This window comes from Oxalobacteraceae bacterium OTU3CINTB1, from assembly GCA_024123955.1.
In the GTDB taxonomy this organism is placed as follows: Bacteria; Pseudomonadota; Gammaproteobacteria; order Burkholderiales; family Burkholderiaceae_D; genus Rugamonas.
The window spans coordinates 5,286,618-5,307,098 of record CP099652.1 but is presented as its reverse complement, the minus strand read 5'-3'; the positions used below and the strand labels follow the sequence as shown (position 1 = coordinate 5,307,098).

Below are 20,481 nucleotides of genomic sequence, written 5' to 3'. Positions count from 1 at the left end.
GGTGCAACTTTGTCCCTATCCCTTGCGCAGCGAATAGGGACTTAACCACGCAAACGACGGCTTATTCGGCCGCGTCGTTGGCCGCTTCGTCGCCGTGGCACTTCTTGTACTTCTTGCCGCTGCCGCAAGGGCAGTCGTCGTTGCGGCCGACTTTAGGCTCGTCGCGCTTGACGGTGGCCACCGGCGCTTTGCGGCGCGGCACCCAGAATTTGTAGATCAGCGGCAGGTTCGCTTCCAGGTCCTGGGCCAGCTTGTGGGCCTTGACCGGATCTTCGACCAGCGGCAGTTCGTCTTCCTCGATCTCGTCGGCGCCCAGCAGATAGATCGGCTTCATCAGTTCCTGCACGTCCGAATCCCAGATTTCCTGCCACGAGCCCGGGCGCAATTCCATGCCTTCCCAGAAGCCCCAGCACCATGCCTCGGCGTCGATCAGGGTCTGTCCTTCGTGCTCGTGCTCGACGAACAGCGGCTCGAATTCCTTCGGCGCCACTTCGAACGTGACCAGCACTTCGTTCATGAAGCGCATGATCAGGTTGAGGATGCGTTCCTCTTCCTTCGGGTTCTTGAACTTCGGAACGTCGGCTTCTTCCTGGCCCCATACGCGCTTGAGCCACTCGGCCGGCATGATGGTTTCCGGGCCGATGGCGATGGCGGTCAGGTAACCGTGCAGCATGTCCATCGTCATCGCGTCCTCGGGGCTGCGCTCCGATAACAGGAAATTGTCTAATTCGTCGAATTCTTTGTCGCTCAGTGGCTGGTCGAGTTGCATGGCTTGCTCTTTTTATTGGGTTGAAGGCGACAGTATACACGCCGCGCCCCGTACAATGCGGGGATGAACCAAGATAACCAAGATCATTTAGACGACGAAGAAGAAGACGCCCGCGCCGCCGCGTTGGCCGCCGCCATGGCCGGGCCGCAGGGCGGAGCCGACGACGGCGACTTTGCTGCCGCCGATAACGGCGCCGTGGCCCCGGCGCGCGTGCCGCACCCGTATTCCGCGCTCAATCCCGAATGCGTGCTCGACGCGCTCGACAGCATCGGCCTGCGCGGCGACGGCCGCCTGCTGGCGCTGAACAGCTATGAAAACCGCGTCTACCAGGTCGGCATCGAAGACGCGCTGCCGCTGGTGGTCAAGTTCTATCGTCCGGGGCGCTGGAGCGACGCCGCCATCCTCGAGGAGCATGCCTTCACCGAGGAGTTGACCGCGCGCGAGATCCCGGTGGTGCCGGCGCTGGCGCTGGACGGCCGGACCTTGCATCACTTTAACGGCTTCCGCTTTGCCGTCTTCACCCGCCACGGCGGCCGCGCGCCCGAGCTGAGCGATCCGTCGGTGCTGGAGTGGACCGGGCGTTTCATTGCCCGCATCCACGCGGTCGGCGCGGTCAAGCCGTATCTGGAGCGGCCGGCGCTGGATATCGCCACCTTCGGCACCGAGCCGCGCGAATTCCTGCAAACGAATCAATTCATTCCGGCGGATTTGCAAGAGGCGTATGCCAGCGTCTCGCAGCAGGCGCTCGACGGTGTGCGCCGTTCGTACGACAGGGCGGGGGAGTTGCCGCAACTGCGTCTGCATGGTGATTGCCATGGCGGCAACGTGCTGTGGACGGATGCCGGGCCGCACTTCGTCGACTTCGACGACAGCCGCATGGGGCCGGCGATCCAGGACCTGTGGATGATGCTGTCCGGCGACCGGGGCGAGCAGGTACGCCAGATGTCCGACATCCTGGCCGGCTACGAGGATTTCTGCGAATTCAACCCGCGCCAGCTGCATCTGGTCGAGGCGCTGCGCACGCTGCGGTTGATTCATTATTCGGCCTGGCTGGCGCGGCGCTGGGACGACCCGGCGTTCCCAGCGGCGTTTCCGTGGTTTAATACGCAACGTTACTGGCAAGACCGCATCCTCGAATTGCGCGAGCAGGTCGCGCTGATGGAAGAGCCGCCGTTGCCTGTCTAAGGGGCTGTTCGCCAATCCGGTGACACCACATTGAAGATCACTACATTGGAGACCGCAATGCCGGACCGAACGACTTCCCGCTGGCGGCCCCGCCTGGCCTTGATCGCCTTGTGCTGCGCGGCAGGCGGGGCGCACGCAGCGACCGGGCCGTTGGCGCCGACCGCGCGCTGGAGCGCCTACACCGCCGGTCGCGCGGCCTTGCCACCGATGGGGTGGAGCAGCTGGAACGCGTTCGGCACCGATATCGACGAGGCGAAGATACTGGGCTCGGCGCAACGTATCGTCGACAGCGGCCTGGCCGCCAAAGGCTACCGGTACATCAACATCGACGACGGCTGGGCGCTGCGACGCCGGATCCCCGATGGCAAGCTGGAGATACGGCCCGACCGCTTCCCGTCCTCGGTGGCGGGCGGCAGCTTCCGTCCATTCACCGACAAGGTGCACGCGATGGGACTGAAGGCCGGTATTTATTCCGACCTGGGCCGCAACACCTGTTCGCAGGCGTATTCCGACAGCGACGCCGACCTGCCCAAGGGGAGCGTGCTCGAGCGCGAAGTCGGCCTGTACGGCCATATCGATCGCGACATTGCGCTGTATTTCGCCGATTGGGGCTTCGACTTCATCAAAGTCGACGGCTGCGGCCTGCGCGCCTATGGCGCCGACAGCCCGAAAGTGCGCTCGGGCCAATACCGCGCGCTGGCGCCGGTGTTGAACCTGGAATCGGTGGCCCGCTCCGACATTCCGGCGGTGCAGGCGGAATTTACCCAGATTAACGCGGCGCTCGCGCGCAGCAATCCGGATGGCGATTTCCTGCTGTCGCTGTGCGTGTGGGGCGCCGCCGATGTGCGGGCCTGGGGTAAAAACTACGGCAACATCTCCCGCACCAGCGACGACATCACGCCATCGTGGGCGCGCATGCTGACCAATTTCGACAGCGCGGCCAGGCGCGAGCTGTACGCCCATCCGGGCAGCTGGAACGATCCCGACATGCTCTACATCGGCAAGGGCGATTTCGACGCCGGCCATCTGGTGGAAGCCAGATCGCATTTCGCGCTGTGGGCCATGTTGAACGCGCCGCTGATGATCGGCGCCGACCTGCGCACCATGCCGCAGGCGCTGATGGAGGTGGTCGGCAACGCCGACATCATCGCGGTCAATCAAGACCCGGCCGGCAACCAGGCCACGCTCGCCTACGACGCCGACGATCTGCAGATCCTGGTCAAGCCGCTGGCCTCGGGGCAAAAGGCGGTGGCGGTGTTCAACCGCGGCGTGGCGACCATCGACGTCGACCTGAACGCCGACCACCTGAAGTTCCGCAAGGACGCGCCGATCACGCTGACCGATCTGTGGACCAAGGCCGACACCACCTTCACCGACACCACCAAAATGCGCGTGGCGCCGCGCGAGACGCGGATCTTCCGTGTCGGCGGCGCGCCGCTGCTGGCGGGCGGCCGCTATCTGTCGGAGCAGCCGGGCAGCGTCAATCCGGCCGTGGACGGGGTGGTCAGGCCGCAGGCCGATCCGATGATCTACCGCTCATCGGCCGCCTGGTCCGGGACCAGGGGCGCCGGCGAACGTCCGATGTATGCCGGCTGGGGCGGCGCGCGCGCCGACAGCACGCCTTACGGCCAGACGCTGCGCATCGCCGGAAAGACCTATGCGGCCGGCATCGGCGTGTTGGCCAATTCCCGGCTGGAGGTGCGCAACGGCGGCTATCGGCTACTCAGCGCGCGGGTCGGCGTCGACGATACCGCCCAGGACCGCAAGCACGATGTCACCTTCATCATTTACGGCGACGGCAAGCTGCTGGCAAAGAGCAAGCCGCTGCGCTGGGGCCAGGCGGCGCAGGCGTTGAGCGCCGACGTGGCCGGGGTCAAGGTGATCGAACTGGTGGCGCGCAGCGCCACGGGCGTCAACGAGCAGTTGCCGGTGAGCTGGGGCGACGCCGCGCTGTTGTCGTCTTCGCAAACAGATTGAGCGGCGGCGGCGGCGGCGGGGACTAAACCGGAATTAACGGGTTTTCCCCCCTCTGCTTGCCGTTCGGCCCGGCTGTTCCCTGTTTGATAATGAGCGTTCAGAAGTCCCGTCGTGTGCCGGGACGCACCTCTAGCGAGAAATCTCATGCAAGCAGAACTGGCTCAACGCGAAAGCGCAATCGAAGACGTCCAATTGGGCGTGGCTTTTTCCGCCGATACCGTTCCCACCGTCGTCTTGCATGACCCCGACGAACCCGCCTCCAAGGAGCCCACCCCGCGCGCGGCGATGGAAATGAAGGCCATCCAGGAAGCCATCGCCCGCGTCGAGGCCGAGGCCAAGGCCGCCTGCGCCGCCGAAAACCGCGCCCACGCCGAAGCCCGCGCCCGCTCGCTGGCCGAGGACCGCGCCGCCATCGACGCCGCCGCCGCCGCCGTGGCCCAGCAAAACGCCCAGGCCTCGGAAGAGGCCATCGCCGCCAACCGCGACCGCCTCGAATCGCTGCGCGCCGCCGCCCAGGCCAGCGTCGCCCGCCTGGACGCCGTCAAACAGGAAACCGCCGAATTGCGCGCCCGCGTCGAGGCCGACACGCAAATCCGCCTGGCCGCCGAAACGCGCGCCAAGGCCGAGAACGAAAGCCGCCAGCGCGCCTTCGAGCAGATCGCCGCCGAGTCCGAGCTGGCCGAGCAGGCCGCGCGCGCCGCCGAGGAGCTGCAAGCCCAGACCGAACAAGCCCGCCTGCAGGCGGTCGAGCGCGTCGCCGCCGTGCAGGCCGCCAAGGATGAAGTGGTCGGCATTGCCAGCGCCGACGCCCGCGTCGCCACCCTGGCGCGCGAACGCGAGCGCCAGGCCTACGCCGCGCGCCAAACCGCGCAGATGCTGGCCCAGGCCGAGGCCGAAGCGCTGGACCTGACCGTGCAGCGCGAACGCGCCGACCAGATCGCGCTGGAATCGGCCTTCAACCGCGCCGCCGCCGAAGTGCGTGCGCTGGAAGAGGCCCGCGCGCTGGCCCATCTGGAGCAGGAGCGTGAGCAGATCGCGCTGGCCAAGGCCGAGTCCGAACGCAGCGCCGCGCAGTCGCTGCACCTGCGCCTGCAAACCGAAAAAGAAATCCGCGACGCCGCCATCCACCGCGAGCGCCTGGAAATGGTCGCCGCCGCCAGCGCCAAGGCGCGCCGCGACGCCGACGCCAGCATCATGGCCGCGACCGAGGCGCGCATCGAGGTCGACAGCCAGCTGCGCGCCGTCGCGCTGGCCCGCGTGCAGGCCGAGCAGGAAGCCGAGCTGAGCACTCACGCCAGGGTCGAAGCCGAATCGCTGGCGATGGCGCAAGCCAAGCAGCGCCAGGTGGCTGACGAGCTCGCTGCAGAGGCTGCCCGGGTCGAGACGCAGGAACAGCAGCGCGCCGCCGCGCTGGCCGAGGAACGCGCCGCGCTGTCGCGCACGGCCGCCGAACTGGCCGCCAGCGTCAACGCCGCCGAGCAAGCCGAAGTGGCCACGATCGCGCGCCAGGTCGAGGCGCAACGCCAGGCCGACGCGCTGGCCAAGCAAAAGGCCGAGCAGGCGGGGATGTTGCTGCAAGCCGAACAGGCGCGCGCCGCCGACGAGCAGCAAGCCATCGCGGCGCTGAAGGAGAAGTTGGCGGCCGAGGAGGGCGCCAGCGCCGCCGCGAAACATCGCGTCGCCGCCGAGCGCGCGCAGACCGAGGCATTGCGTCAGCAGCAGGAAGCCGAGCAGCGCCTGGCCGCCGCCGCCGACAAGCAAGCCGAAGCGGCGAGCGTGATCGCCGCGCAAGTGGCGCTGGAAGCCGGGCAGCAAGCCACCGCAGCCCAGGCGCTGGCCGCGCAAGCGCGACTGGCCGTGGAGTTGGGCGCGGTGCATGCCGAGCGCGCGCGCATCGAACAGGACAAGGCGGCCGCCGCCGAAGCGCTGCTGCAGGCCGAGCGTGAATTCATCGAGACCGAGCGTGAGTCGCTGGCGCTGATCGAGCAGAAGCTGGCGCAACAACGCTTGACGACGGCGTCGGAAGTGCGCGCTTCGAAGGCGATCGCCGGGCGTCTGGCGGCGGAGCAGCAGATCGCCGAGGCGGCACGTCAGCGCGCCGACGCCGAGCAGGCGGAAGCGGATGCGATGGCGCAGCGCGCGCAGGCCGAGCAGGCTGCGGCGCAAGCGGCGGTCGACAAGGCCGCAGGCCAGCAGGCGCTGCTGGAAACGGCCAAGGCGTACGCCGACATGCAGCGCAAAGTGGCCGACACGACGGCCGCGATGACCGCCGCCAAGCAGAAGTTGTTGGATTTGGAAACCCGCCGTCATGGCGCGGTGCAGAAAGCGCTGGATGGCGTGCAGGCCAGGGTGGAAGCGGCCGAAGGCGCCGTGGTGGAAACGCTGGACGCGGCCCGCGCCCGCAAGGAAGCGCGTCAGGCCCAGCCGGTGTGGCGCGCACGCTGATCGCAGTGTGCGCGGGGATGCTTGGTTCAAACATGCTGAACCAAACCGTGTTTTACTGCTGCACCTGCACCTTGGTGATGTAATACTCGGTCTCGCCGAAACACTGCGTCGGCACGCCCTTGTGCTGCGCGTAGCTCAAAATCACACGCTTGCCGGTGGCGTCGGTCAATTGCTTGGCCACGTTCTCATCGCGCACGCTGAACTCGAACTTCTCCGGTATCGCCCCCGGCATCGAGGTCAGCAAAATCTCCCCTTCCCACGTCTTGCAAATCCAGCCACGGGTGGAAAACTTTTGCAGGTAGCCCGCGCGCTCGCCATCCGAGTAGGAAATATGCAACATCGCCCACGTATAGGCGACGAAGACCAGCAGGGTGGCAGCCACCAGGGCGATGAAATACAGAACGATACGCGATGATTTTGTCATAAGTAAGCCGGTTGAATATCCAGGTAAGTCCGCAATGTTTTCAATCTTATCATGCGGGGTGCAGTCGCTTGTGACGGATCGATGACCACAGCGATACGGCGATGAAGGCCACCCCGGACAAGCCCGTAAACCACTCCGGAATATGGTATTTGACACTGGCCAGCATGATCAGTGCCAAAATACCGATCGCGTAGTGCGCGCCGTGCTCCAGATAGACGTATTCGTCCAAAGTGCCCTTGTGGACCAGGAACACCGTCAGCGAGCGCACGAACATGGCGCCGATCGCCAGGCCCAGCATGATGATGACGACATCCTTGGTGATGGCGAACGCGCCGATCACGCCGTCAAAGCTGAACGACGCGTCCAGCACCTCCAGATACAGGAAGCCGCCGATGCTGCCGCGCGAGACGGCCGAGACCACGGCGCCGACGCCGGCCTCGGTGGTGTCGCCGTCCTCGGCAGGCGGGTCTTCCTCCAGCAGGCTGCTGATCCAGCCCACCGCCAGATATACCAGCACGCCGACCACGCCGGCCGTCAATACACTGAACTTCTCCGTTTCCGGCACCAGGTAGACGCAGCCGAACACCGCCGCCAGGGCCAGCAGCACGGCCAGGCTCTCGGTGCCGTGCTCGCCCAGCTTGGCCTCGATCCAGCCCAGCCAGTGCAGCTCTTTTTCCTCGTCGAACAGGAAATTGAGGAACACCAGCAACAGGAAAGCGCCGCCGAAGGCCGCCACCTGGGCATGCGCGCCGGTCAGGTAGCGCGAGTATTCGTCGGGATTCTTGGTGGCCATGGTCCACACGTCCATCAGGCCCAGGCCGGTGGCCATGGACACGATCAGCAGTGGAAACACCAGCCGCATGCCGAACACGGCCACCAGGATGCCGACCGTCAGGAACAACTTGCGCCAGAATTCGTTCCAGTGGCGCAGCACGGAGGCGTTGACCACGGCGTTGTCGAACGACAGCGACACTTCCATGATGCCCAGCACTGTGCAAATCCACAACGCTTGCAGCAGGCCGGAACTGCCGCCGTGGTTGAAGCCCCACCAGCCGGCCAGGGCCAGGAGGATGAAGGTGACGATGAAGGAAATGCCGAAATGTCGCATGATTGTCTTTATTGAAATGATGTGATGTACCGAATTTTAGCTGACTTGCTTCCGCCACTGTGAACCCATCTGCGATAATTGCGCCACAAAAATGCAAAGGAATTCCGGATGGACATCGCTTACCTCGTCACGCCCCTGATTACCTGGGTCACCGTCGGCCCGATCAAGTTTCTGATTAATAGCGCAAAGGCGCGCAAATGGGCCTTTAATTTGGTCGGCAACGGCGGCTTTCCAAGCAATCACAGCGCGGTGGTGTCGAGCATGGCGACCCTGATCGCGCTGCGCGAGGGCATCGGGCATCCGGCGTTCGGCGTTGCCGTGACGTTGTGCTTCATCGTCGTGATCGACGCCAACAGCCTGCGCCAGCACGTCGGCAAGCAGGCCGCCGCGATTAATCGACTGGCGTCGGAGGAGGGGCGGCCCGCCGCCGTTGCCTCCGGCCACACCTGGCTGCGCGAACGCATGGGCCACACGGTGGTCGAGATCATCGGCGGCCTGTGCACCGGCATCGCGATCGCGCACGCCATCCACGCCATTTTCGGTCGGGGTTGATTCCGGCTGGAGCGTCGTCGGCACCGTTCATCCTCTCATTCGGCATTTCAGCCACAAATTCTGCCGTCCGTCGCACGTCGATTGACCTCTGCGAGCCACTCGGGGATACTCTGCGCGCTGTAGTCTGGCTAAAATACTAATAGCACCACGTCCACTATCTCGGAGAACTTTATGTTGCGCAAAACCCTACTCGCTCTCGCCGTCGCTGCAGCCTTGGTTGCATGCGGCAAGTCTTCCAAGGAGCCCGAGAAAGGGGCGGCGGCCTCGGCCACCGCCAAGGCGGACGGCAAGGGTGATGCCAAGAAAGAGCCCGAGGTGGTGTTGCAGATGGCGCAGGAAGATATCCTGGCCGTCGAATCGAACGCGCTCGCTTCCGGCCCGGTGATCACCGGCTCGATCCAGCCAGAGCGCCGCGCCGACCTGCGCGCCGAAGTCGGCGCCGTGGTAATTCAAGTACTCAAGGAAAACGGCGAGGCCGTCAAAAAGGGCGACGTGCTGGTGCGCCTGGACGAGACCTCGATCCGCGACAGCCTGACCTCGGCCGAGGAAGCCTCGCGCGCGGCCCAGCAGTCGCTGGCCCAGGCCGAACGCATGCACGAACGTAACACCACCCTGCGCGCCTCCGGCATGGTCTCGACCCAGGCGCTGGAAGACGCCGAAATCCGCCGCAACAACGCCCTGAGCGACCTGTCGGCGGCCCGCTCGCGCCTGGTGGCGGCGCGCCAGCAGCTGAGCCGCACCACCGTGCGCGCGCCGTTCGACGGCATCGTCAGCGAGCGCAAGGTGTCCAACGGCGACACCGCCCAGGTCGGCAAAGAGTTGATCAAGGTGATCGATCCGTCGAGCATGCGCTTCGAGGGCCTGGTCTCGGCCGACAAGATCGGCGAGGTCAAGGTCGGCCAGCCGGTGCTGTTCCGCGTCAACGGCTATCCGGGCCAGAACTTCAGCGGCAAGATCAAGCGCGTCGATCCGGCCGCCAACGCCGTCACCCGCCAGGTCGAGGTGCTGGTCGAATTCGCCGAATCGGCGCAGCCCCGCGTGGCCGGCCTGTACGCCGAAGGCCGGGTCGAGTCGAAATCGTCGTCGTCGCTGATGGTGCCGCCGTCGGCGCTGGTGCAGGCCGGCGACAGCAATTATGTGTGGCGCGTCAAGGGCGGCACCTTGAACAAGGCACAGCTGACCATCGGCGCCCGCGACGAGCGCAGCGGCCGCTGGCAGGTGCTCTCCGGCCTGGCCGCCGGCGACACCATCGTGCGCGTGCCCGGCTCGGGCTTCAAGGATGGCCAGAAGGTCGTGCTCAGCGCGCCGAAGCCGGCGACTTCGGCCACCGCGTCGGCCTCGGCGTCCACCGCGGTAGAAAAATAAGGAATCACCGCCATGTTCTTATCCGATTTCAGTATTAAACGGCCGGTCGCGACCATCGTCCTGATCGTCGCCATGATGTGCCTGGGCCTGATGGCCCTGAGCAAATTGCGGGTCAACCAGAATCCCGACGTCGAAGTGCCGTTCATCGTCGTCATGATCCCGTATCCGGGCGCGTCGCCGGAGACGGTCGAGCGCGAGATCGTCAACCGGCTGGAAAAGTCGTTCCAGTCGATCACCGGCGTGACCGAGGTCAATTCGACCGCGTCCGAGGGCCAGGCGCGCGTGTTCATCAAGTTCGCCTTCAGCAAGAACCTGATCGAGGCGTCCGACGAGATCCGCAATTCGATCGCTTCGGTGCGCTACAAGCTGCCGATCGAGATGCGCGAGCCGATTCTGCAACGCATCGACACCTCGGCCCAGCCGGTCATGCAGCTGGCGCTGTCGTCGAGCGTGCAAAGCCACGCCGTCATCTCGCGCCTGGCCGAGGACAAGCTGGCCGACCGCTTCCGCGGCATCGACGGCGTGGCCTCGGTCAACATCGACGGTTCGCTCAAGCGCGAGCTGAGCGTGCTGCTCAAGGCCGAGAAGCTGCGTGAATATAATGTTTCCGTGGGTGATGTCGTCAACGCCTTGCGCAATCAGAACACCAATGCGCCGGTGGGCAAGGTCAAGGGCGAGCTCGACGAGAAGAGCATCCGCCTGGTCGGCCGCATCGAGCGTCCCGAGGACTTCCAGCAAGTGGTGGTCAAGCGCAATGGCGACGAGCTGGTGCGCCTGGCCCAAGTGGCGACGATCGAGGATGGCTTCGCCGAGATGAGCTCGCTTAGCGTGCGCTCGGGCAAGCCCAACGTCGGCATTTCGATCACCCGTTCCAAGGACGCGTCGACCGTCACGGTGGCGCGCAAGGTCAAGGCGATGGTCGAGGAAATGCGCAAGGAGCTGCCGACCGGCGCCACCCTGGAAGTGACGGAAGATGGCGGCGAGGACGCCGAGAACAGCCTCAACAACGTGATCGAGGCGCTGGTGTTCGGCGCCGGCCTGACCATTTTCGTGGTCTACGCGTTTTTGAATTCGTGGCGTTCGACGATGATCACCGCGCTCAGCCTGCCGACTTCGGTGATCGCCGCCTTCATCGGCGTCTGGCTGTGCGGCTTCACACTGAACTTCATGACGTTATTGGGCCTGTCGCTGGCGATCGGCGTGCTGATCGACGACGCCATCGTGGTGCGGGAAAACATCGTGCGCCATATGCAGATGGGCGCCGACCGCCGCACCGCCGCGCTCAACGGCACGGCCGAGATCGGCATGGCCGTGGCCGCCACGACCTTCTCCATCATGGCCGTGTTCATTCCGGTGGCCTTCATGCCCGGCATCACCGGCGAGTGGTTCCGTCCGTTCGCCTTGACGGTGACGTGCTCGGTCGCGGTCTCGCTGCTGATCTCGTTCACGCTGGATCCGATGCTGTCGGCCTTCTGGGGCGACCCGCCGGACCACCACACGGCGCCGCGCAAGGGCCTGGGCCGTGTGCTGGAACGCTTTAACAACTGGTTCGACCATCAGGCCGACCGCTACGGCAACGTCATCGCCTGGGCATTACACCACCGCAAAGCGATGGCCGTGCTGGCCGTGCTCACCTTCGCCGGCGCGCTGGCGCTGCAGGCCAAGCTGGGCGGCTTCAGCTTCCTGCCGGCGTCGGATTTCGGCACCATCGCCATCGACGTGCGGGCGCCGTCGTCGGCCAGCCTGGAATACTCGCGCCTGAAGCTGGACCGTGCCGCCAAGGTCGCCTTCACCATCAAGGAAACCAAGCAGACCAACGCCTACGTCAACCCGACCGGCGGACGCATTTATGTCGACATCGGCAAGAAGACCGAGCGCAAGCGTTCGGCCAACGAGATCGCCAAGGAATTGCGCGAGAAGCTGGCCGGGCTGGTCGGCGCCGAGTTCACGGTGCTGGAAGACTTGAGCAACAACGCCAGCAAGCCGGTCGAGATCCAGTTCACCGGCGCCGACTCGCGCAAGCTGATGGAAATTACCAACGCCTATATGGAGCGGTTGCGCAAGGTACCGGGCGCGGTCGACGTCAGCCTGTCCGAGCAGGATCCGAAGGACGAGCTGCAGATCGAACTGAACCGTGGCTTGGCGAACTCGATGGGCATCGCCGCCGGCGACGCCGCCCAGGCGCTGCGGGTGGCCTTCGCCGGCATCGAAGTGGGCGACTGGGTCGACCCGACCGGCGAATCGCGCGACGTCGCCGTGCGCCTGGCGCCGGAGGACCGCACCAGCGCCGAGAACATCGAGCGCCTGCCGATCAGCGTGGCCGGCACCAACCAGATGGTGCCGCTCGACCAGATCGCCAGCGTGACGATGGGCAAGGGCCCGTCGACCATCAAGCACAAGGATGGCAAGCGCATCATCTCGGTGAGCGCCAACGCCCAGGGCCGTTCGCCGGGCGAGGTGACCAACGACGCCATGAAACTGGCCAAGGAAATCGACTTCCCGCCGGGCTATGGCCTGTCGCTGGGCGGCGCCGGCAAGGACATGAACGAAGTGTTCAGCCAGATGATGATCTCGCTGCTGGCCGGTATCGGCCTGATGTATTTGATCCTGGTGATGCAGTTCGGTTCGTTCACGGCGCCGATCGCGGTGATGCTGTCGCTGCCGCTGTCCCTGATCGGCGTGGTGCTGGGCCTGCTGATGACCAATGGCACGATTAACCTGATGAGTTTGATCGGGGTGATCATGCTGATGGGTCTGGTGGCCAAGAACGCCATCCTGCTGCTCGACGCCGCCCGCAAGCGCGAGGAGGAGGGCTACAGCCGCGAGGACGCGCTGATGTACGCCGGCCGCATGCGCCTGCGTCCGATCCTGATGACCACCTTCGCGCTGATCGCCGGCATGTTCCCGGTGGCGCTGGCGTTGGGCGAGGGCGGCGAGTTCTACCGTCCGATGGCGATCGCCATCATCGGCGGCACGATCACCTCGACCGTGCTGACGTTGCTGATGGTGCCGACCTTCTACGACAGCATCGAGATCAACAAGGACAGCCTGGCGGTCAAGTACCACCGCCGTGTCGACCACTGGACCGGCCGCTTCGGCGTATGGGGCACGGCGCTCGCGTTCGTTCAGACGGCGATCGAGGTGCTGCTGTTCCTGACCTTGATCCGCTTCGTCTACCGCTCGCTGATGTGGGTGGTCGGCAAGGTCACCGGCAAGCGCGGCGGCACGCCGCCGACCGTGGCGCCGAACGTGTCGCTCAACAAGAGCGCCTTCGATCCGCAATAAAAGCGGGGGTCAAGTCTGACATTCGGACACGGTCTCCGCCGTAAGGTCACGCTACGGACCAGTTCGTGTCCGAATGACAGACTTGACCCCGGAGTTGAAAAAAGGGCTTCGGCCTTTTTTTTGTCTGGAATGCAGAGCAAGTGCTCGGTTTCAAGGTGAAAATTAGTGTTTGCCCTCTAGTAACACATCTTACGGCAAAGTTTATTAATGTAGTAAGCTGCTGGCCTTCCTGCACCAAATCCGTCCCGACCGGGTTGATTTGCTGTCGGACCAGAAAAAACCTGGCGCAAAGTCGCCGACTACAATGAGAGACTCCACCATGCAACGCAAACACCTTCCCCTGATTATCGCCGCCGCCCTGAGCCTGATGACCACCGGCGCCAACGCTTCCGGCTACCGTTTCGGTTCGCAAAGCGTGTCCGCACAAGGCACCGCCGACGCCAGCGGCGCCGAAGCCAACGACCCGTCGACCATCTTCTACAATCCTGCCGGCATGTCGCGCCTGGAAGGCACGCAGATCAGCGCCGGCGCCACCGTCGTGGTGCCGCATTCGACCTATACCGATAGCGGCTCGACCCGTTTCACCGGCTCGCGCACCGGCGGCACCCAGGCCAACGACTACGCGCCTAATTCCGTGACCGCGCCGTCGCTGTACGCAACCAAGAAGTTGAACGACCAATGGGCGGTCGGCCTGGGCCTGTTCGTGCCGTACGGCGCCAAGCTGAACTACGGCAGCACCTGGAACGGCCGCTACGCGCTGACCGACGTGCTGGTCGAGGCGATCACGCTCAATCCATCGGTGTCGTTCAAGCTGAACCAGCAGCACTCGTTCGGTTTCGGCATCGACGCGGAACACATGAAGGCCGAACTGGGCCAAGCCGTCGACGTGCCGGGCACCATCGCCGCGCTGCGCACGCCGGCCAACGCCGCGCAAGGCGCCGCGCTGATCCGTCAGATCACCGCGCTGGGCGGCAATCCTGCGCTGCTGGCGACCGCCGGCGACGGCCGTGGCGAGAACGAGGTCAAGGATTGGGGCTTCGGCTTCAACCTGGGCTACATGTTCACCCTGGACGAGAACACCCGCTTCGGTCTGAGCTATCGTTCGTCGATCAGCCACAAGATGAAGGGCAGCACCATCTGGGACTTCTCGAACGTGACCACCGACCGCGTTGTCAACGGCGTGCTGGCCAGTGCGTCGAACCGCGTGAACTCGGCCGCGCTGGTGTCGCTGCGCACGCCGGAGACCTTGTCGGCCAACGTCTTCCACCAGTTCGATTCCAAATGGGCCGGTATGGCCGACGTGACCTGGTCGCGTCATAACCGTCTGGGCAACCTGGACATCGAGTTCCCGGGCACGACCGAAGGCGCCGAGGTGATCCGTCAGCAGTGGAAAAACACGGTGCGCGTGGCGCTGGGCGGCAACTACGCCTACAACGAGAACGTGACCTTGCGCGCCGGTGTGGCGTTCGACGAGTCGCCGGTGCAAAACGCCGAGCTGCGCCACCCGGCGCTGCCGGACAGCGACCGCATGCAGTATTCGCTGGGCATGAACTGGAAGCTGGACCAGCGTTCGTCGATCGACCTGGCGTACAGCTATGTGGACTTCAAGGACGCGCAGGTGAACTACACGAACCAGTGCAACACCTTGTCGCGCACCTGCACGGGCAATGGCGAGACCACGCGCGGCACCTACAATACCCACCTGTCGCTGATCGGCATTTCGTACAACTACAAGTTCTGATCCACACCTCGCCGTCACGACGGTGTGTTTGCCGTCAACAACAATGCCGTCCAGCTCAGCTTGGACGGCATTTTTTTTTCCGGACCGGCCGAAACGGCTGGAACCGCCCGGCGCCGTCAGGGGCGCGGGTGGCCGTTGATCTTTAAGTCGGTGAGCATGCCGATGTACAACGTGCCTTCGCAAGTGGCCGGCGCCCGGCGATGCGGCGCGTCGGCCACCTCGTCATGCCACGACAAAGAAACGTGATCGCTGGTGACAATGGCCTGGTTTGGCGCGCGCGTTAGCACACGCCAATCAATCGCCGGGGCGTAGGCGCTGGCGATCAGCGCCGCACGGCAGGAGACGAGCACCTTTTCCATCATCACTTTCCTGGTCTTTTCGGCAGTGGGAAAGACCAGGCTGTAAAGCATGACAATACAGCCGGCGCATGCCAGTGGGACGAAAAACAGACCAAGGGCCAGTGCCGGCGCTCGGAGCGCCGGCTTGCACAAGGTCACGTTGTCGTCGGATACCTCGCCGTGGCGGTGTGTGCGCGCCTTGATGTAGAAAATCGTGCGAAGCGCCCGGTGAAGGTGCGGCATGTTGGCCTTTGCCTGATTGGCGGTGAGGTGTCTCGCGCCATTCTAGGACTATTTGCCTGGAGAAATCTCCCCAATTGTTACGTATGATCCATACGCAACACTTCACAATTGCCACCCGCTCATGCCGCATGGCTTGCGCCGACGCTGAGCTTACTGGCCCGGTGGCGTGGTGGAGCCGCCGCTGCCGGTGCCGCCGGTGCCGCCGCTGCTGCCTGCGCCGCCGGTTCCGGCGCCGCTGCCGCCGCTGCTGGTGCCGCCGGCGCCCGTGCCGCCGGCACCGCCGCTGGTGCCGCTGCCACTACCCGTTCCACCCGAGCCGGCGCCGGTGGCGCCAGGCGTGGTGGCGTCCGGTGTCGGGCTGGGGGTGGTCGATGGCGTTGCCGGGGTCGTGCTTTCCGGTGTCGCCGACGGGGTTTGTGGCTGGTCGGCCGGGCGCTTGTTGCAGCCGGCCAGCAGCGCGACCGCGAAGGCCGCGCCCAAAACTACTTTGGTGGTTGTGTGCAGAGAAGTCATCATTCTTTCCTTTCAAAAAAAACGTCAGGGAAAAATTTAGACAGCGCGTGCGCGCGGGCGGTTCCCGCGATTTTCGGTCAGGCTGTTTTGCGCTCGCTGTCGCTGTCGACCGGCAAGTCGGCGTCGCTGTTGAAGACGCCAAGGTCGGTCTCGCCAAGCACCCGGCTGGTGACGGTGCCAGCGGTAATTGAACCACTGACGTTTAGCGCGGTGCGGCCCATGTCGATCAGCGGTTCGATCGAAATCAGCAGTCCGGCCAGCGCCACCGGCAGGTTCATCGAGGATAGCACGATCAGCGCGGCGAACGTCGCACCGCCGCCGACCCCGGCTACGCCCACCGAGCCGATGGTGATGATGGCCAGCAGCGGCAGGATGAAGTGGACGGTAAACGGGTCGATGCCGACGGTGGGGGCGATCATCACCGCCAGCATGGCCGGGTAGATGCCGGCGCAGCCGTTCTGGCCGATGGTGGCGCCGAACGAGGCGGCGAAGTTGGCGATGCCTTCCGACGTACCCAGGCGCAGCGTTTGCGTCTGCACGCTCATCGGGATGGCGCCGGCGCTGCTGCGCGAGGTGAAGGCGAAGGTCAGCACCGGCAGGATTTTCTTGACGAAGCGCACCGGGTTCAAGCCGGCGCCGGTGACGATCAGCAGGTGCACCACGAACATCAGCAACAGCGCGCTGTACGAGGCCAGCACGAAGTCGATCAGGTGCAGGATGTCGGTGTAGCTGGAGGTCGACACCACCTGCGCCATCAGCGCGAACACGCCGTACGGCGTCAGCCGCAGCACCAGGGTGACGATGCGCATGACGATGGCGTGCGCGACCTTGATGAAGTTGTCGAAGGAGGCGAAGATGTCCGGCTTCTTGTCGTGGATGCCGGTGGCGGCGATGCCGATGAAGACGGCGAAGATCACCACCGCGATGGTCGAGGTCTTGCGGGCGCCCGTCAGGTCGAGGAAGGGATTGGCGGGGATGAAGCTGAGCAGCATGCTCGGCAGCGAGATCGCCTGCGCCGCTTCGACCTTGCCTTGCAGGTAGACGCCGCGCGCGATGTCGGCCGCCGAGGCGGTCAGGCCGACGGCCGTCAGGTGGAACAGCTTGGCCATCAGGATGCCGATGCCGGCCGCGATCAAGGTGGTGACCATCAGGGTGCCGATGGTCAGCGCGCTGATCTTGCTCAGCGAATCCATGCCCTTTAATTTGAGGATGGCGGCGATGATCGAGATCATGATCAGCGGCATGATGATCATTTGCAGCAGCTTGACGTAGCCCGAGCCGATGATGTCGAGGTATTCGCCGGTGGTTTTCAACTCGGCCGAGCCGGCCCCGTAGATCGCCTGCAGCGCCGCGCCCAGCACGATGCCCAGCCCCATGCCGGTGAACACGCGCACCGAAAAGGACGCGTGCTTGCGCTGCTGCGCGTAGAGCACACCCAGCAAAACCACCGCCGCCAGCAAGTTCAACCCCACGTTTATCGCCATTGCCCACCCTTTGCCACAAATTAGACAGATTACCCGCCACCACACATTCCCTTGCATCAAGCAGAAAATGCTGAGCGGTCGGTCATTTTATATGCGTTTCCCGATATAAACGAGGCCGTTATCCCGCATAAAGCGAATATTTAGCTATATAGCTATACGGTTTTTGCATAAGCGGGCCCGTTGCGCGTCTGCCGCGTCGGTTACCCATCGCGCAAGGGCGAGCACGATCCATGCCAAGTTTTCTTCGAGACATCGCTGGTTCAGGATTTGAACCAGATATCAAACCGCGTCGTCCCATCCCCGGTCGCCGCCAGCCGATAAGCGAAGCCGTGCCGGTTCATCACCTCGCGCACGAACAACAACCCGATCCCCTGGCCACCCTTCTTGGTGGTGAAAAACGGCGTGAACAACTGCCGCGCCGGTACCTTGCCCAGCAGGTTGCCCGAATCAGTGACCGACAACCGCACGCCATCCGCTTCATTTATCAGCGCGAACGCGATAAAACGGTCGCCAGCGGCCGCTTCCTCCACCGCCTCCATCGCGTTCTTGACCACGTTCAGCAGCGCCTGCTCGATCAAATGCCGGTCCAGCCCGACGGCCGGCACCTCGTCGCAGCGTTCCCAGCCGATGCGGATGCCACGGGCGCGGCACGGCTCGCGGTACAGATACAAAATGTCGTCCATGATGTCGCGCACGGCGCTGGGACGCAGCTCCGGCGCCGGCATCTTGACCACGCGCGTGAAGCGCTCGATGAACTCGCCGAGGCTGACGTTGCGCCGCTTGACGGCGACGATGGCGGTGCTGAAGTCGTCGCCGTCGCGATCGTTCAGCTGGCCGCGGTAGTACAGCAGCGAGTCGAGCACCGAGCCGGTGGCGGCGACGGTATTGTTGACCTCATGTGCCAACACGCGGATCAGCTTGTCGTAGGTATCCTTTTCCGAGCTTTCCAGTTCCTCGGTCAGCTCCTCGATCAACAGAAAGTGGCGGGCGAAGCCGCGATCGTGGAAGTGGCCGCGCTGGGCCCGGTAACGGCGGCCGTCGGCGTCGGTCAGCAACTGGCTATCGCCCAGCGGCAGCAGGTCCAGCTGCGCCAGCAGGGCGGGCGAGCGCCCGCCGGCCGGAGCGGCCGCGCCCGCAGTCGCGTCGCCGGCCAGCCAGGCGCGCAGCGGCTTGCCCTTGGCGTCGTCCAGACCCAGCAGCGCTTGCGCGCTCGCGTTGAGCAGACTGATGCGGCCGTCGAAGTCGAACACGATCACGGCGCTGGGCGTGGCCTCCAGCAGGCGGTCGAGAAAGCCTTGCTGTTCGCCGATTTGCAGGCGCTCCTGGTAGAGCCTGCCCAGCATGGTGTTGAACAAATCGACCAGCTCGTTCAGCTCGCGGTCGGCGCTGTGCTGCAGACGCGACGCGTATTGCTGGTCCTGCAGCAGATCGTGGAAGTGGCGCGTGTAGCCCAGTGGTTCGAGCGCGCGGCGCACCAGGCGCACGCCGAGCGTGAAGCTCAGCAGCAAAACCGCCTCGAGGGCGATCATCAGCCCCGGCGATCCGCGCAACAGCACCACCGTCACGCCAACGAACAGCAAGTGCGTGGCGATCAGGTAGGCGTACAGCCGGTGGTGCAGGCTCATGAAGGAACGTCGCCGTCCGGGGCGGCGCCGAGTCCATGGCGCTCCAGCCGGCGGTACAGGGCGGTGCGGCTCAGGCCCAGCGCCTTGGCCACGCGCGAGATGTTGCCCTGGTGCTGGTCGAGCGCGTGCGCGATCATGTGCCGCTCGACCTGCTCCAGCGTCATGCCGTCTACCCGCAGCGCCGAGCGCGAGCCGCCGGGCGCGCCGTCGTTCTGTTCGGCGGCGATGAAATCGGCCTGCCGCAACTCGCTGCGGCCCACCAGCAGCAGGGTGCGTTCCAGGGTTTGCTTGAGCTGGCGGATATTGCCGGGCCAAGGCTGCGCGGCGAGCCAGTCCAGCGCCTGCGGCGCGATCGTCGCCGGCCCCAGCCCGTAGCTGGTCGAGACCTCGCCGATGATGTGCCGCGCCAACAGGGCGATGTCGCTGCGGCGCTCGCGCAGCGGCGGCAGCCGGATCGTGATCAGGTTCAGGCGGTAGAACAGATCTTCACGGAACTCGCCGCCGGCGACCAGCTCGGCCAGCTCGCGGTTGGTGGCCGACACCACGCGGATGTCGGCGCGTTCGGTGCGGCTGGCGCCGACAGCCTGGTAAGTTTGATCTTGCAGCACGCGCAGCAGCTTGACCTGGTCGGAGCGATTCAGTTCGCCGATCTCGTCGAGGAACAAGGTGCCTTCGTGCGCGCTGGCGACGTGGCCTTTGCGGTCGGTCTTGGCGTCGGTGAAGGCGCCGCGCACGTGGCCGAACATTTCGCTCTCGAACAGCGACGGCGTGATCGCCCCCATGTTGATCTTGACGATGGGACGCGCCGCGCGCGGGCTGTTGCGGTGGATGGCGTCGGCGATCAGCTCCTTGCCGCTGCCGCTTTCGCCCAGGATCAGCACCGGCGCGCGGGTCGCGGCCACCTGGCCGATGGTCGCCAGCACCTTGAGCAGGCGCGGATGCTCGCCGACGATGCCGCTGAAATCGAACTGCTGGTCCAGCGCCTGGCGCGACACGGCGGCCCGGGGCAGCGAGGAAGGCGGCTCGGCCGCCTCCAGCGTCGCGCCGATCAGTTCGATCAACTGCGCGTTGTCCCACGGCTTGGTGAAGAAATTGGCGGCGCCGGCTTGCACGCCGCGCACGGCCAGCGCGATCGAGCCCCAGGCCGTCATCAGCAGCACCGGCAGGGCCGGGCGGGCCTGTTTGATGCCGGCCAGCAGCCGCAAGCCTTCCTCGCCGCTCGTTTGCAGCGAGAAGTTCATGTCCTGCAAGACCAGATCGATTGGCTGTTGCGGCAACAGCGCCAGCGCCTGCGCCGGGTCGTCGCAACAGACGGCGTCGTAGCCGGACTGCTTCAGCAGCAGCGCCAGCGATACCTGGACCGCGCTGTCGTCGTCAACAATTAAAATGCGTTGCCTGCGGGATGATTCCATCAACATCTAACGACC

Annotated in this window: 15 protein-coding genes; 7 read left to right on the top strand and 8 right to left on the bottom strand. The window is 65.1% G+C overall.

The features are described from left to right. Positions 1–61: 61 nt before the first annotated feature. Complete coding sequence (locus NHH73_22910; protein USX25416.1) at positions 62–769, bottom strand: UPF0149 family protein; 708 nt, start codon at positions 767–769, stop codon at positions 62–64. A gap of 63 nt (positions 770–832) precedes the next feature. Here NHH73_22910 and NHH73_22905 point away from each other — a divergent pair, with 63 nt between their 5' ends. The 3 genes from NHH73_22905 to NHH73_22895 all read left to right on the top strand — a co-directional run bounded on the left by NHH73_22905 (position 833) and on the right by NHH73_22895 (position 6,376). Beyond that, the gene (locus NHH73_22905; protein ID USX25415.1) at positions 833–1,954 is read left to right on the top strand and encodes a serine/threonine protein kinase; all 1,122 of its coding nucleotides are present in this window, start codon (positions 833–835) and stop codon (positions 1,952–1,954) included. Positions 1,955–2,011: 57 nt separating this feature from the next. Then, on the top strand, positions 2,012–3,931 hold the full coding sequence (locus tag NHH73_22900) for an NPCBM/NEW2 domain-containing protein (GenBank protein ID USX25414.1): 1,920 nt from the start codon (positions 2,012–2,014) through the stop codon (positions 3,929–3,931). A 144-nt stretch (positions 3,932–4,075) separates the two neighbouring features. Then, positions 4,076–6,376, top strand: coding sequence for a hypothetical protein (locus NHH73_22895; protein ID USX25413.1), 2,301 nt, complete (start codon positions 4,076–4,078; stop codon positions 6,374–6,376). 52 nt (positions 6,377–6,428) lie between these two features. Here NHH73_22895 and NHH73_22890 read toward each other — a convergent pair whose 3' ends face one another. Together NHH73_22890 and NHH73_22885 are read right to left on the bottom strand one after the other, a co-directional pair. Beyond that, entirely contained in the window at positions 6,429–6,800 is a 372-nt protein-coding gene (locus NHH73_22890) for a hypothetical protein (GenBank protein ID USX25412.1), read from the bottom strand. A gap of 49 nt (positions 6,801–6,849) precedes the next feature. Then, positions 6,850–7,908 (bottom strand): DUF475 domain-containing protein, encoded by a 1,059-nt coding sequence (locus NHH73_22885; GenBank protein ID USX25411.1) that lies wholly within the window; start codon positions 7,906–7,908, stop codon positions 6,850–6,852. A gap of 108 nt (positions 7,909–8,016) precedes the next feature. Here NHH73_22885 and NHH73_22880 point away from each other — a divergent pair, with 108 nt between their 5' ends. The 4 genes from NHH73_22880 to NHH73_22865 all read left to right on the top strand — a co-directional run bounded on the left by NHH73_22880 (position 8,017) and on the right by NHH73_22865 (position 14,851). Next, positions 8,017–8,460 carry a divergent PAP2 family protein gene (locus NHH73_22880; protein ID USX25410.1) on the top strand — a complete coding sequence of 148 codons (444 nt, stop codon included), beginning with the start codon at positions 8,017–8,019 and terminating at the stop codon, positions 8,458–8,460. 171 nt (positions 8,461–8,631) lie between these two features. Continuing rightward, positions 8,632–9,825, top strand: coding sequence for an efflux RND transporter periplasmic adaptor subunit (locus NHH73_22875; protein ID USX25409.1), 1,194 nt, complete (start codon positions 8,632–8,634; stop codon positions 9,823–9,825). 12 nt (positions 9,826–9,837) lie between these two features. Further along, positions 9,838–13,110, top strand: coding sequence for an efflux RND transporter permease subunit (locus NHH73_22870; GenBank protein ID USX25408.1), 3,273 nt, complete (start codon positions 9,838–9,840; stop codon positions 13,108–13,110). Between the two features lie 319 nt (positions 13,111–13,429). Next, the gene (locus tag NHH73_22865; protein USX25407.1) at positions 13,430–14,851 is read left to right on the top strand and encodes an OmpP1/FadL family transporter; all 1,422 of its coding nucleotides are present in this window, start codon (positions 13,430–13,432) and stop codon (positions 14,849–14,851) included. 116 nt (positions 14,852–14,967) lie between these two features. On the opposite strand, the gene NHH73_22860 is transcribed toward NHH73_22865, so the two are convergent. The 5 genes from NHH73_22860 to NHH73_22840 form a co-directional block, all read right to left on the bottom strand. Then, positions 14,968–15,432, bottom strand: a complete 465-nt coding sequence (locus NHH73_22860; GenBank protein ID USX25406.1) for a hypothetical protein — start codon at positions 15,430–15,432, stop codon at positions 14,968–14,970. A gap of 150 nt (positions 15,433–15,582) precedes the next feature. Continuing rightward, on the bottom strand, positions 15,583–15,945 hold the full coding sequence (locus NHH73_22855) for a hypothetical protein (protein ID USX25405.1): 363 nt from the start codon (positions 15,943–15,945) through the stop codon (positions 15,583–15,585). Between the two features lie 77 nt (positions 15,946–16,022). Then, positions 16,023–17,429 (bottom strand): cation:dicarboxylase symporter family transporter, encoded by a 1,407-nt coding sequence (locus tag NHH73_22850; GenBank protein USX25404.1) that lies wholly within the window; start codon positions 17,427–17,429, stop codon positions 16,023–16,025. 260 nt (positions 17,430–17,689) lie between these two features. After that, positions 17,690–19,054, bottom strand: a complete 1,365-nt coding sequence (locus tag NHH73_22845; GenBank protein ID USX25403.1) for an ATP-binding protein — start codon at positions 19,052–19,054, stop codon at positions 17,690–17,692. Continuing rightward, positions 19,051–20,466: a sigma-54 dependent transcriptional regulator gene (locus NHH73_22840; GenBank protein ID USX25402.1), complete on the bottom strand. Its 1,416-nt coding sequence runs from the start codon at positions 20,464–20,466 to the stop codon at positions 19,051–19,053. The genes NHH73_22845 and NHH73_22840 overlap by 4 nt, the downstream gene beginning before the upstream one ends. Positions 20,467–20,481 lie beyond the last annotated feature (15 nt).

Bases quoted from the DNA above. Each gene is read 5' to 3' on its own strand.
- NHH73_22910 (USX25416.1), bottom strand. From the start codon at position 769: ATGCAACTCGACCAGCCACTGAGCGACAAAGAATTCGACGAATTAGAC.
- NHH73_22905 (USX25415.1), top strand. From the start codon at position 833: ATGAACCAAGATAACCAAGATCATTTAGACGACGAAGAAGAAGACGCC.
- NHH73_22900 (USX25414.1), top strand. From the start codon at position 2,012: ATGCCGGACCGAACGACTTCCCGCTGGCGGCCCCGCCTGGCCTTGATC.
- NHH73_22895 (USX25413.1), top strand. From the start codon at position 4,076: ATGCAAGCAGAACTGGCTCAACGCGAAAGCGCAATCGAAGACGTCCAA.
- NHH73_22890 (USX25412.1), bottom strand. From the start codon at position 6,800: ATGACAAAATCATCGCGTATCGTTCTGTATTTCATCGCCCTGGTGGCT.
- NHH73_22885 (USX25411.1), bottom strand. From the start codon at position 7,908: ATGCGACATTTCGGCATTTCCTTCATCGTCACCTTCATCCTCCTGGCC.
- NHH73_22880 (USX25410.1), top strand. From the start codon at position 8,017: ATGGACATCGCTTACCTCGTCACGCCCCTGATTACCTGGGTCACCGTC.
- NHH73_22875 (USX25409.1), top strand. From the start codon at position 8,632: ATGTTGCGCAAAACCCTACTCGCTCTCGCCGTCGCTGCAGCCTTGGTT.
- NHH73_22870 (USX25408.1), top strand. From the start codon at position 9,838: ATGTTCTTATCCGATTTCAGTATTAAACGGCCGGTCGCGACCATCGTC.
- NHH73_22865 (USX25407.1), top strand. From the start codon at position 13,430: ATGCAACGCAAACACCTTCCCCTGATTATCGCCGCCGCCCTGAGCCTG.
- NHH73_22860 (USX25406.1), bottom strand. From the start codon at position 15,432: ATGCCGCACCTTCACCGGGCGCTTCGCACGATTTTCTACATCAAGGCG.
- NHH73_22855 (USX25405.1), bottom strand. From the start codon at position 15,945: ATGACTTCTCTGCACACAACCACCAAAGTAGTTTTGGGCGCGGCCTTC.
- NHH73_22850 (USX25404.1), bottom strand. From the start codon at position 17,429: ATGGCGATAAACGTGGGGTTGAACTTGCTGGCGGCGGTGGTTTTGCTG.
- NHH73_22845 (USX25403.1), bottom strand. From the start codon at position 19,054: ATGAGCCTGCACCACCGGCTGTACGCCTACCTGATCGCCACGCACTTG.
- NHH73_22840 (USX25402.1), bottom strand. From the start codon at position 20,466: ATGGAATCATCCCGCAGGCAACGCATTTTAATTGTTGACGACGACAGC.